Genomic DNA, 12002 nt, shown 5'->3' on the forward strand with positions numbered 1-12002 from the left:
ACATGGTTTTCACAGAGCCTGTTCATGACCGGTTTCTAAACTCACTGCCGTTGGCGAGGTCTATCCCCTCGTTGACGAACCGTCATTTTCATTCTTTAGACTGCGCCGGCCTGAATCCAGGCGACGCACTATGACTTCTTTATAGGGGACTTCAATGTCCGTAAGACGCACACGCAAAGACGATGGCAGCCAATGGACAGTTGCGGACAGCCGCAGTGTTTACGGGATCCGCCATTGGGGGGCCGGATATTTCGCGATCAATGACGCCGGTCGCGTCGAAGTTCGTCCGAACGGTCCGACCAGTTCGCCTATCGACCTGTTCGAGCAAGTCGACCAGCTGCGCAAGAGCGGCCTGTCCTTGCCATTGCTGGTGCGTTTCCCCGATATCCTGCAAGACCGCGTGCGTCAGCTGACCGGCGCCTTCGATTCCAATATCGAACGCCTGGAATACCAGAGCAAATACACCGCGCTGTACCCGATCAAGGTCAACCAGCAAGAAGCGGTGATCGAGAACATCATCGCCACCCAGGATGTCTCCATCGGTCTGGAAGCCGGCTCCAAGCCTGAGCTGCTGGCCGTACTGGCCCTGGCACCGAAGGGCGGCACCATCGTCTGTAACGGTTACAAGGACCGCGAGTTCATCCGTCTGGCGCTGATGGGCCAGAAGCTTGGTCACAACGTGTTCATCGTGATCGAGAAAGAATCCGAAGTCGGCCTGGTGATCGAAGAAGCGGCATCGCTGAAGGTCAAGCCACAGGTCGGCCTGCGCGTGCGTCTGTCGTCCCTGGCCTCCTCCAAGTGGGCAGACACCGGTGGCGAGAAATCCAAGTTCGGTCTGTCGGCGGCTCAACTGCTGTCGGTGGTCGAGCGTTTCCGCGCGGCGGGCCTGGATCAGGGCATCCGCCTGCTGCACTTCCACATGGGCTCGCAGATCGCCAACCTGGCGGACTACCAGCACGGCTTCAAGGAAGCGATCCGCTACTACGGCGAACTGCGCAACCTCGGCCTGCCGGTGGATCACATCGACGTCGGTGGCGGCCTGGGCGTGGATTACGACGGTACGCACTCGCGTAACGCCAGTTCGATCAACTACGACATGGACGATTACGCCGGTGTCGTGGTCGGGATGCTCAAGGAGTTCTGCGACGCGCAGAACTTGCCGCACCCGAACATCTTCTCCGAAAGCGGCCGGTCCCTGACCGCTCACCACGCCATGCTGGTGGTGCAAGTCACTGACGTCGAGAAACACAACGACGACGTGCCACAGATCGAGAACAAGGAAGAGCTGCCGGAAACCGTGCAGTGGCTGGTGGACCTGCTGGGTCCGACCGACATCGAGATGGTCACCGAAACCTACTGGCGCGCCACGCACTACATGAGCGATATCGCTAGCCAGTACGCCGATGGCAAGCTGACCCTGGCGGAAAAGGCGCTGGCCGAGCAATGCTACTTCGCCGTCTGCCGTCGCCTGCACAACTCGTTGAAGGCCCGTCAGCGTTCGCACCGTCAGGTGCTCGACGAACTCAACGACAAGCTCGCCGACAAGTACATCTGCAACTTCTCGGTGTTCCAGAGCCTGCCGGACACCTGGGCCATCGGCCAGGTGCTGCCGATCCTGCCGCTGCACCGTCTCGACGAAGAGCCGATGCGCCGTGCGGTGCTGCAAGACCTGACCTGCGATTCCGACGGCAAGATCAAGCAGTACGTTGACGAGCAGAGCATCGAGACCAGCCTGCCGGTCCATGGTCTGAACGAGGGCGAAGACTATCTGCTGGGGATTTTCCTGGTCGGCGCCTATCAGGAAATTCTCGGCGACATGCACAACCTGTTTGGTGACACCGATTCGGTGAACATCTACCAGAACGCCGACGGCAGCGTGTACCACGCCGGTATCGAAACCCACGACACCATCGAAGACATGCTGCGTTACGTGCACTTGTCGCCCGAAGAGCTGATGACCCACTACCGTGACAAGTGCGCCAGTGCCCGTATCACTGCCGCCGAGCGCACCCAGTTCCTCGACGCTTTGCGCCTGGGCCTGACCCGTTCGTCTTACCTGTCTTCCTGAGATAGGCACTGCTCCCATCAGGTTGTCTGAAAATGTCCCTTGTGCTGAGGGAAATTTCAGATGATCTGGTGCGGCGCTTCTCCCTTTTTCCGCGAAATAAATGACATCACGGTCTATCAAAGTGATTTGGTCTTCTTTTCGCGTAGGTCATTTCCTAATTTGTACTTCGGCACTCTACTCGGCCATGTCTCTCGGCGAGAATCCCCGGCCCGCCCTTCTGTAGAGAATCGCCGATGTTCGATCCAGTCAACGAGCCGTCATTTCGTCTGGATGTAGCGGGCCTGCCCGACGCCTTTGAAGTCCTGGCCTTTACCGGCAGAGACGCCATCAGCGAGCCCTTCGTGTTCGACGTCGATCTGCTGATCTACGATCCGGCACTGGACCTTGCCAGCCTGCTTTATCGCCCGGTGTTCTTGCAGTTCGACTTCGCAGGCAGCGGTGTTCATGGACAACTCCACCAACTGGTGCAGCGAGAGCACGGCACCACGTCCAGGTTTTGTCACGTGCGGGTGGGGCCGAAACTGGCCTGTCTGGCCCAGCGCTTCAGCCAACGCATTTTCAGCGCCCGTTCGGTGCCGCAGATTCTCAATCAAGTGCTCCAGGAACACGGCATTGTCGACAGCGAGCGACGTTTTGAGCTCGGGGGCGATTATCCCTTGCGCGAATTTTGTACTCAGTACCGGGAATCGGACCTGCAGTTTTTCCAGCGGTTGTGCGCTGAGGAGCAGCTTCACTATTACTTCGAGCATCGTCGAGGTGGGCACTGTCTGGTGATCGGCGATGATCAGGCAAATCACGCCGAGGGTCGGGTATTACCGGGCGACAATGCGTTTCAACGGGTGAGCCGGCTGGAAGTACAACGCTGCACGCCGAGTACCGGTCAGGGGCGCCGGGCGATGCAGGCCGCGCGAGGGCGCACGGAACTGGCGATCTTGCGCAGTGGACAATTGCTGTCGCTGTTCAAGGACGACTCGCTCTGGGTGCTGACCGATGTCGAGCACCACGGCGACCCTGATGCGCCTGCCCCCTATTCCAACAAGATCCGCATGTCGCCCTGGACAACGTCTTTTGCAGGCACTCAGGCGGTGGCGAAACCGAGGATGCCAAGCCTGCAGCGGGCCTGGGTGGTCGAGGTCGATGAGTCGCCTCCCGATCCGTCCCGACCCGTGGCGGTGCAATTCGACTGGCTGTATCAGGGCGAGGGCGCCACGCCTTGCCATTGCTGGTTGCCGCTGGCCGCGCAGTTGCAAGGCCCGGGCATGGCGCCATTGCGTGACGGTGCGCAAGTGGTGGTCAGTTTCATCGATGGGGATCCGGATCAGCCGCTGATCAGCGGGTTACTGCGCGGCCATGCGGGTACCGACGTATGTGAATTGCCGGAGGCGCAGCCCGTGCAGGAAAGTCATGCAGGGGAAGCGCTGCTGGCCTTGTTGCAGGCGAGTGAGCCACTGGTGTTGCTGTGTCTGCTGCCTGGCGGTGGCAGTTTCAGTCATTGTCGACAGGCGATTTGTACCTGCCGGGCAGCCGTGCTGTCTGGTCAGAGCGGTGCGGCATGAACGCCCCGGACCCGCAGTGGCTTTTGCTGGATGTCCCCGGTGCACCCCGGGCGGCGGCTGCGCTGGTCCGGTGATTTGCCCCGGCCAGACGGCTTGGGTTATTCGACGGCACCGAGTTGCAGGGACTGAGCGGACAAGGTCCGGTTCTGGTTGAGCTGGGTGCATGCCCGGCACTCGCCGAGTTGTGTCAGCGCGAGCCGCACACCTGTCAGGGTCTGCTGTTGTTCAGCGAGGTGCCTTCAGCGCGGCTGCTGGAACATCTGCGACGGATGCTGGTGGTCACCTTCGGCCTGCATCATCGTGCCTTGTTGAGCTACTACAATCCGCACACTGCCAGTTACTTCTTTGACGCCTGCGATGCCGTGGAACTGAGCCGCTGGCTGGGTCCCATCAGTCAGGTCCGCTGGTTTGGTGGCACCTGGGCCGACCGGGCTCAGGGCAGTCAGTGCTGGCAGCAACTGCTCAACCCCGGTCTGCCGGGCAGCCGGCTCAAGATCGAAGAATCCCTTACCGGGCGCCAGCGTGAGCGCCTGCAAACCTGCCTGCTGGAACAACATGCCTGGCAGTGGAGCCGTTCCACCGGCACTGATTACCCCAGGCTGTGGTCCCATCTTCAGGAAGGGCTGGCGCTGGGTTTCAGCGAACGCGCAGTGCTGGACGGCTGGCTGTGGCTACGCTTGCAGTATCCAGATGCAGTGCTGCCGCAGACGTTGTCCGGCGCAAGTCAGCAGGAAAAACTTGATCACCTGCGCAGTCGCTGGCAGCGCGATCCCCCTTGAACGAGGTTGCATCGGCATGACGAGCAAGATCCGGCAAATGTTCAAGGTGCTGACAGGAACGGTGGTGTTGGCCGTGATAACCGCGTGCTCCCCCCTCAAAATGCTCAATGCCTTCACCCCCCAAGGCAGCTTCGACAGGACCGAAGGCATCGCTTATGGCAGTGATCCCCGGCAGAAGCTCGACGTGTATGTACCACGTCATCGCGTGCCGAACGCCCCGGTGGTGGTGTTTTTTTATGGCGGCAGCTGGAACAGTGGCTCGCGCAGTGACTACAGCTTTGTCGGCGAAGCCCTGGCGTCCAGGGGCATTGTCGCGGTGCTGGCCGATTATCGGTTGTACCCGCAAGTGCGTTATCCGTTGTTCTTGGAGGACGGTGCCCAGGCGGTGGCCTGGACCCATGAACACATCCGCCAGTACGCCGGCGACCCGCAACGGCTGTACCTGATGGGGCACAGCTCAGGGGCCTACAACGTGGCGATGCTGGCGCTGGACCCGCAATGGCTCGCAGCGGTGGGCTTGTCGCCTCATGATCTGAGAGGCTGGATCGGCCTGGCCGGGCCGTATGACTTCCTGCCGATCAAGAACCCGCAGGTGCGCCCGGTATTTTTCTGGCCGGATTCGCCGCCGCAATCCCAGCCCATCAACCACGTCAGTCGCGGTGCACCGCCAGCGCTGCTCATCGCCTCCAGGGACGACACGCTGGTCAACCCGACCCGCAACACTGGCGGGCTCGCACAAAAATTGAGGGCGGCCGGGGTGCCGGTTCAGGACCTGTATTACTCGCGCACCGGCCATGCCACGCTGGTAGCGACGCTGTCACGGCCGATGCGCGGTCTGGCGCCGGTGCTGGATCAGGTCGCCGGCTTCGTCAAGACACCGCCGACTCAGTGAACGCTGCCGGCAAACCAGCCGTCGTTCTTGCGCAGGTACCAGGCGAACGCGCCGAGCGTCAGGCTGCGCAATAACATGAACAGCAGAAACGTTATCCACAGTCCGTGGTTGCCGAAGCCCTTTAGTGCCCAGGCGAATGGCAGCAACAGGAGCATCGTCAACAGCATGGCGTTGCGCATTTCACGGGCGCGGGTGGCACCAATGAACAACCCGTCCAGCAAGTAACTCCACACGGCAATCAGCGGCAGGGCGGCGAGGTAGGGCAGGTAGATGAAAGCCGTGTCGCGCACACTCTGGATGTTGGTCTGCATCTCGATGAACAGGTGCCCGGCGAACAGAAAGACCACGGCAAAGCCCACACTCACCAGCAACGACCAGCCGCACGCCACCACCAGTGAACGGCGCAACGCCAGCCGGTCCCGGGCGCCGATGGCGTGACCGCATAAGGCTTCGACGGCGTGGGCCAGGCCATCCAGCGCATGGGCGGTCAGCAGCAGGCCGTTGAGCAGCAGGGCATTGGCGGCGACGGTGGCATCCCCCAGTCGTGCGCCTTGCACCGTGATCAGGAAAAACACCGATTGCAGCACAAGGCTGCGAATGAAGATGTCGCGATTGACCGCCAGCAAGGGGCGCCAGCTCTGCCACAGCGCCAGTGCGGCCCAGGCGATGTGGCCGGGATAAGCGCGCAATGCCTTGCGGGTCAGCCACAGGCCGAGCAGGGCACCGGTCCATTCGGCGATCACCGACGCCCTGGCCGCGCCGACCACGCCCCAGTCCAGCCCCAGGACAAACCACAGGTTCAGTGCGATGTTCACCAGGTTGGTGCTGAGCAGAATCGCCAGCGGGGCCCGGGCGTTCTGAGTGCCGAGGAACCAGCCCACCAGCGCATAGCTGGCCAGGGCAGCGGGCAGGCCGAAGAGTCGGGTGTGAAAGAAGTCCCGGGTCAACTGATCGAGCTCCGCCGACGGTTGCATGAAATGCAGCGCGACGCCGCTCAGCGGCACGCCCAAGGCGCCGAGGACCACGGACAGTCCCATCGCCAATAACAACCCTTGCAGCAAAACCTGCCGCAACGCCGCGCCATCCCCGCGTCCGGCGGCCTGGGCGGCGAACCCGGTGGAGCCCATGCGCAGAAAACCCATGGCCCAGGCCAGAAACGTATACAGGCTGGCGCCCACCGCTACGGCGCCCAACTGATGGGCATGGGGCAGGTGACCGATGACGGTACTGTCTACCAGTGCCACCAGCGGTACGGAAATATTCGACAGAATCATGGGGGCGGCGAGCGCCCAGACCCGACGATGGGTCGGACGGTCGCGCCAGTCGGCAATCAGAGTGGACATGCAGGCTCCTTGGGGGAGCCGTATTGTAGATGCAGGTTAGCCAAGTGACACAGAACCAATGTGGGAGCGGGCCCGCTCCCACAAGGGGGCAGTAGGGCTAGTGGATGATCCAGCTCAGCAGCCAAAGCCCCAGGAACAACAAGATAATGCCGGAGATGATCGAGGCGTTCATGAATGCCCGGATCGCCGACCATAGCAGCATCAGGCCGATGATCAGCGCGATGATGCTGATGATCGAGGTGTCCATGCCCAGGGTCCTGGCCAGGCCGTCGACAAAGTTGGCCCCTGCGTGGCTCAAGATGTTGAACAATCCACTGAGGCCATCAACGATAAACCGGATGACAGAGCCGAGTGCCTGGCCGAGCTGTTCGAAAAAACTTTCTACCTGCATGTGCGCGTCCTGATGAAATAAGTGGCAGGGTTGCCGTGTCCGGGCGTTGGGCCATGGATCGCGGTGCCGAGTTCCCTGATGCCGGCATCCTCTGATTATGGCGTAAAGATCCCGGCTCCGTTGATGATCTCTGTGAAGGCCTGGCTTGTGTGGCGAGGGGATTTATCGGACGTCGCACTGCCCCGTACGGCTGCGCAGCAGTCGCACATCCGTTGCTCGCGGTAGGCCTGACGTGCCGTGATTGCTGGATTTGGGGCCGCTGCGCGACCCAACGGGGATAAATCCCCACGCCATAACTTGCCTTCATCCGCCATCCCCCCGAAGCTATATGCCTTCAGGAGAGCCCGATGAACCTTGTTGAACTGACCGAACGCCTGCACGCTATCCGTGACCGCAATGACTGGCGGCAATTTCACAGCCCGAAAAACCTGGCCATGGCCGCCAGCGTGGAAATGTCCGAGCTGGTGGAGATTTTCCAGTGGCTGAGCGAGGACCAGTCGCGGCAATTGCCGGCAGACAAACTGGCGCACGCCGGGCAGGAAGTCGGGGACATTGTGCTTTATCTATTATTGCTGTGCAGCGAGTTGGGGTTGGACATGAACGAAGTGGTGCGCAGCAAACTCGCGGACAGCGAACGGCGGTTCAGCTGATGAGCGACCGTCATTTCGATCAGTTGGCGACCCGTTTCGCGGAAAAGATCTACGGTGGCGCCAAGGGCGCAATCCGCCTCGCGGTGTTGCAGGCGGATCTGACCGAAACCCTGCCGGACCGCCCGCTGCGAGTGCTGGACATCGGCGCCGGCCTGGGTCACATGTCGTTGTGGCTGGCTGAGCGCGGGCATGACGTGACCCTGGCCGAGCCCGCCGCACCGATGCTCGAAGGCGCTCGTCAGCGCTTCGCCGACGCCGGGCAAGCCGCGACCTTTATTCAGGCACCGTGGCAGGACCTGCTCGGGCAACTCACCGAACCGTATGACCTGGTGCTTTGCCACGCCGTGCTGGAATGGCTGGCCGAGCCCCATGCGATCCTGCCAGTGTTGCATCAGTTGACGAAGAAAGACGGCTGGCTGTCCCTGGCGTTCTACAACCGCGATGCGCTGATCTACCGCAATCTGCTCAAAGGCCACTTCCGCAAGATGCGCAAGAACGACATGGCCGGTGAGAAACAGAGCCTGACCCCGCAGCAACCTCTGGACCCACGGGAGTTGGCGGCGCAACTTGAAGGTCTGTGGCAGGTCGAAACACAAAGTGGCGTTCGGGTTTTTCACGACTACATGCCTGTGGAATTCCAGGCCCGCGCCGAACTGGTGGACCTGCTGGAAATGGAACTGGCCCACCGTCGCCACCCAAGCTTTGCCGGGCTTGGGCGTTATTTGCACTGGATATGCCGGCCGGTCTGAGCGAGTGCCACGCGGTGCAGGAGCTGCCGTCATTGAAAACAGGTAATACCGATGTTGATCGGAGAGCGAAATGAAAGCGCGTTCAGGTTTAGTGTTGATCTGCCTCGGGCTGGCCGCCTGCGAGGGCAGCAATCCATATATCGCCACCTCCAACCCGTTGCCACCGGCCCCGCCGCAAGCCGCCAACACATTCGATCGCAGCGCCTACCCGGCGCCGCAGCGGGACTATGGGCGTTACCGCAGTTGGGCCTGGCTCAACGGTCGTTTGCCCCCCGGCAGTGCCTGGGCGGACTCGGCACAAATCGCCGAAGCTGTCAGCAACGCCCTTGACCAGCGCGGCCTGCGCCCGTTGCATGACAATCGACCGCCCGACCTGCTGGTCAGCGCCGACTTGCACATGGAAACCCGCTTGCGGCAAGTGCAGGACGACTATGGTTATTACGGTGGCGGATATGGCGGCTATAACCGCTACGGCCCGGGTTATGGCGTCTACAACACAGTACCGGTCGTGCGCACGTATCAGGAACAGGTTGTGGTGGTGCGGGTCGATCTGTTCGACGCCGGCACCGGTCAGCCGGTCTGGAGTGCCAGCGCCGACACCGCCAATCAGGGTGACCAGAGCCAGCGGGCCGATGCGATACGCGAGGCGGTGGAAAAGGCCATGTCGGCCTATCCTCCAGGTTGACATCCTTTGACAGGTTCATGTCCCCACAGGAGAACATCATGTTCCGCCGCCTTGCTTTACTGGCTGTCGCCACGCTGCTCAGCGCCTGCGCCGCCAACCAGGTCAACCATGACTTTGACGCCAGCCGCGACTTCGCCGCCTATCGCACCTGGAGCTGGAAAGAGCCCGCGCTGCAATACCGCCCCGATGATCCTCGGATCAAAAGCGACCTGACCGAACAGCGCATCCGCCAATCCGTGGCCGACCAGCTCGATCAGCGTGGCCTGCGCCCGGCAGCAGCGGGCACCAAGGGCGACGTGAGTGTGCAGACCTACCTGATCGTCGAGGACCGCCAGCAGCAAGTGACCACCAACTACGGCGGCGGTTGGGGCGGTCCATGGAACGGCTATTGGGGCGCGCCGATGTACAACGAAACCCGCAACATCACTTATAAGGTCGCGACCATCCAGATCGACCTGCTCGACGGCAAGGACGGCAAGCTGGTGTGGCGTGGCAGTGACGAGCAAATGCTCAGCAGCTCGCCGGACCCGACGGACCGAAGCAAGGCTGTGCGCGAGACGGTGGGTCGGATCATGGCGAATTATCCACCGCGCTAACCCGATCCCACTAACACCACAATATCCCTTGTGGGAGCGAGCCTGCTCGCGAAAGCGGAGTGTCAGGCAACAACATTGAAGTCGACTGAAACTCCCTCTTCGCGAGCAGGCTCGCTCCCACAGTTTTTTGTGTTGTGTGTGATACCGGGTTGTCAGCAACCCCGCCCACCCTTGTCTACACTGATGCTCATCTATGGAGGTAGCGCTCGGCTCTGCGCCGGCAAAGGAGTGCGCGATGTCGCCTCGTTCGCAGTTTCGTGGTCCCGCCCGGCAACGAGGGGCCATCGGGTTGTTGGCGGCCATGACCCTCAGCCTGGCACTGGTGTTGATGTTGCTGGTGGTAGATACCGGCCGGCTCTATCTGGAACAGCGCAAATTGCAGCGGGTAGTGGATAACGCCGCACTGGAAGCGGTCAGTCGTGGCGGCAATTGCCTGTCGGGCCTGACGGCGGCCAGTTACGCCGGCCAAAGCGCCACCCGCAATGGCTTCACCGTCGATGCCAACGACACCCTCGTCACCACCTGCGGCACCATGGTCACAGCGGCGGCCACCGGGTTGCGCACGTTTACCGTGGACGGCACCCAGGCGGCCGCCGTCAAAGTGGTCGCCAGCCGCACCCTCACCACCAGTTTTGCCGGCGGGGTGCAGGCGCTGTTTTCCGGGGCGCCGGTCAGCCTCACTACCACACTCAATGCCTCGGCGGTGGCGGCTCAGCCGCAACCGACGATTGCCCAACTGAACATTCGCAGCAACCTCGTCACCATCAGTACTGCCCAGTCGAACATCCTCAATCCACTGTTTTCCGGATTGCTGGGTGGCAATGTCAACGTGACGGCACTGGGTTGGAGCGGCTTGCTCAACACCAACATCAATCTGCTCGGCTACCTCAACCAACTGGCGATCAACCTCAATGTGGCGGCGGGCAATTACACACAGTTGCTCAACACCCAGGTCACCGTCACGCAGCTGATCCAGGCGGCGGCGACTGTGGTCTCGCTCAACGGCGCGACGGCCGATGTGATGACCGCATTGGGCAACCTGCAACTGGCAGCGATCAACACCGTGCCGCTCACGCTCGGGCAGATTTTGCAGCTGCAAACCGGCACCACCGCGGCGGGGCTTGATGCCAATCTGCAGTTGCTGCAACTGATCCAGGCCGTGGTGCAACTGGCCAACAGTAAAAGTGCGGTGGCGGCGACCTTGCCGATCAGCGTACTGGGCCTGGCCAACGTCACGGTGCGGGTCAAGGTGATCGAGCCACCGCAGTTTTCCGCTATCGGTAATCCGGCGCTGGCGGTGCTCAACCCGACGGGGCCGAATCAGATTTATGTGCGTACCGCCCAAATACGCACGATGCTGTCGATCAATTTACCGGTGCTGACCGGGGTGACAGGGCTGGCCAACGCGGTATTGGGGTTAGTGGGTTCATTGACCCCGACACTCAACGCGCTGCTGAGCCTGAATCTGGTCGCTACTCTTAACTCCGTAGGTTGTCTGCTCGGTGCCGGCTGCCAGCAACTCGACCCGCTGCTGCTGCCATCCCCCGAAATCGATATCAGCCTGGATGCTGGCGGTGCCATCAGTTACGTCACCGCTTACAGCTGCCCGGTGGGCGGGACCAGCGGCACTAAAAGCCTGACCGCTCATACCGTCACCTCCATTGCCGACATCAAACTGGGCAAGATCGACCCCACCGCAGCGTTTTCATCCAGCGCCGAGCCGACGGTCACGCCACTGGCGCTGATCGATCTTGGGACTGTGACCTGCCACAAAATCCTGGGTCTGGGCAGCTGTGACGAGTCGACTCATGTACCGTTTGCCGCTGGCGGCATCGCGATCATGGCCAACACCAGCGTCGGGCAAAACACCCAGGACCTGGTGTTTTCCAGCACCACACCGTTTGCAACACCACCGAACCTGCTACTGCCACCGAGCGTGATATCCGCCGTGCCCACCACCAATATCGTCAACAGCCTTGCCAATACCTTGGCAGGCATCAACCTGATCGTTTATCAACCGGTAGGCAGCAACCCGCTGGGCAGCATTGTCGCGGGCGTTGGTACGTTGATCAGCAGTGTCACCAGTCTGCTGGTACCGGTGATCACCAACCTGCTAAGCCCGCTACTCGACCCATTGCTCAACAATTTGCTGAGCAGTCTGGGCATCAACCTGATGGACGTCGATGTCGGCGCCAACATGACCTGCGGGCAGACCGGCGTGGCCTATCTGGTGAACTAGTGATCCGCGCAACCTTGATCGCGCTCAAAAAAACTGTGGCGAGGGAGCTTGCTC

Annotated in this window: 10 protein-coding genes and 1 pseudogene; 9 read left to right on the forward strand and 2 right to left on the reverse strand. The window is 61.5% G+C overall.

Translation table 11 applies throughout. The features are described from left to right. The first annotated feature begins 154 nt into the window (after positions 1-154). From speA to POF45_RS19445, 4 genes and pseudogenes are all read left to right on the forward strand, one after another. On the forward strand, positions 155-2068 hold the full coding sequence (gene speA / locus POF45_RS19430; protein ID WP_259498961.1) for an arginine decarboxylase: 1914 nt from the start codon (positions 155-157) through the stop codon (positions 2066-2068). A 233-nt stretch (positions 2069-2301) separates the two neighbouring features. After that, entirely contained in the window at positions 2302-3624 is a 1323-nt protein-coding gene (locus POF45_RS19435; protein ID WP_282316447.1) for a contractile injection system protein, VgrG/Pvc8 family, read from the forward strand. Further along, positions 3621-4403: pseudogene (locus tag POF45_RS19440) on the forward strand (DUF4123 domain-containing protein). Before POF45_RS19435 ends, POF45_RS19440 begins: the two are co-directional and overlap by 4 nt. A 16-nt stretch (positions 4404-4419) precedes the next feature. Continuing rightward, the gene (locus POF45_RS19445; RefSeq protein WP_282316449.1) at positions 4420-5295 is read left to right on the forward strand and encodes an alpha/beta hydrolase; all 876 of its coding nucleotides are present in this window, start codon (positions 4420-4422) and stop codon (positions 5293-5295) included. On the opposite strand, the gene POF45_RS19450 is transcribed toward POF45_RS19445, so the two are convergent. Next, a complete protein-coding gene (locus POF45_RS19450) occupies positions 5289-6638 on the reverse strand; it encodes an MATE family efflux transporter (protein WP_282316450.1) in 1350 nt (449 codons plus the stop codon). The two genes, POF45_RS19445 and POF45_RS19450, sit on opposite strands and share 7 nt — an antisense overlap. A 97-nt stretch (positions 6639-6735) precedes the next feature. Beyond that, a complete protein-coding gene (locus POF45_RS19455) occupies positions 6736-7029 on the reverse strand; it encodes a hypothetical protein (protein ID WP_259498976.1) in 294 nt (97 codons plus the stop codon). Positions 7030-7376: 347 nt separating this feature from the next. Between POF45_RS19455 and POF45_RS19460 the strand changes: the two genes are divergently transcribed. The 5 genes from POF45_RS19460 (at position 7377) to POF45_RS19480 (ending at position 11948) form a co-directional block, all read left to right on the forward strand. Next, positions 7377-7679, forward strand: coding sequence for a MazG-like family protein (locus POF45_RS19460; protein ID WP_017336358.1), 303 nt, complete (start codon positions 7377-7379; stop codon positions 7677-7679). Continuing rightward, on the forward strand, positions 7679-8428 hold the full coding sequence (locus POF45_RS19465) for a methyltransferase domain-containing protein (protein WP_282316454.1): 750 nt from the start codon (positions 7679-7681) through the stop codon (positions 8426-8428). Before POF45_RS19460 ends, POF45_RS19465 begins: the two co-directional genes overlap by 1 nt. 70 nt (positions 8429-8498) lie before the next feature. Then, positions 8499-9113: a DUF4136 domain-containing protein gene (locus POF45_RS19470; protein WP_282316455.1), complete on the forward strand. Its 615-nt coding sequence runs from the start codon at positions 8499-8501 to the stop codon at positions 9111-9113. A 38-nt stretch (positions 9114-9151) separates the two neighbouring features. Then, positions 9152-9709 carry a DUF4136 domain-containing protein gene (locus POF45_RS19475; RefSeq protein WP_259498980.1) on the forward strand — a complete coding sequence of 186 codons (558 nt, stop codon included), beginning with the start codon at positions 9152-9154 and terminating at the stop codon, positions 9707-9709. 235 nt (positions 9710-9944) lie between these two features. Next, positions 9945-11948 (forward strand): pilus assembly protein TadG-related protein, encoded by a 2004-nt coding sequence (locus tag POF45_RS19480; RefSeq protein WP_282316456.1) that lies wholly within the window; start codon positions 9945-9947, stop codon positions 11946-11948. Positions 11949-12002 lie beyond the last annotated feature (54 nt).

It is taken from the genome of Pseudomonas fungipugnans (assembly GCF_029955235.1).
In the GTDB taxonomy this organism is placed as follows: domain Bacteria; phylum Pseudomonadota; class Gammaproteobacteria; order Pseudomonadales; family Pseudomonadaceae; genus Aquipseudomonas; species Aquipseudomonas fungipugnans.

Coding starts and splice junctions, on each gene's coding strand:
- speA (WP_259498961.1), top strand. CDS start 155: ATGTCCGTAAGACGCACACGCAAAGACGATGGCAGCCAATGGACAGTT.
- POF45_RS19435 (WP_282316447.1), top strand. CDS start 2,302: ATGTTCGATCCAGTCAACGAGCCGTCATTTCGTCTGGATGTAGCGGGC.
- POF45_RS19445 (WP_282316449.1), top strand. CDS start 4,420: ATGACGAGCAAGATCCGGCAAATGTTCAAGGTGCTGACAGGAACGGTG.
- POF45_RS19450 (WP_282316450.1), bottom strand. CDS start 6,638: ATGTCCACTCTGATTGCCGACTGGCGCGACCGTCCGACCCATCGTCGG.
- POF45_RS19455 (WP_259498976.1), bottom strand. CDS start 7,029: ATGCAGGTAGAAAGTTTTTTCGAACAGCTCGGCCAGGCACTCGGCTCT.
- POF45_RS19460 (WP_017336358.1), top strand. CDS start 7,377: ATGAACCTTGTTGAACTGACCGAACGCCTGCACGCTATCCGTGACCGC.
- POF45_RS19465 (WP_282316454.1), top strand. CDS start 7,679: ATGAGCGACCGTCATTTCGATCAGTTGGCGACCCGTTTCGCGGAAAAG.
- POF45_RS19470 (WP_282316455.1), top strand. CDS start 8,499: ATGAAAGCGCGTTCAGGTTTAGTGTTGATCTGCCTCGGGCTGGCCGCC.
- POF45_RS19475 (WP_259498980.1), top strand. CDS start 9,152: ATGTTCCGCCGCCTTGCTTTACTGGCTGTCGCCACGCTGCTCAGCGCC.
- POF45_RS19480 (WP_282316456.1), top strand. CDS start 9,945: ATGTCGCCTCGTTCGCAGTTTCGTGGTCCCGCCCGGCAACGAGGGGCC.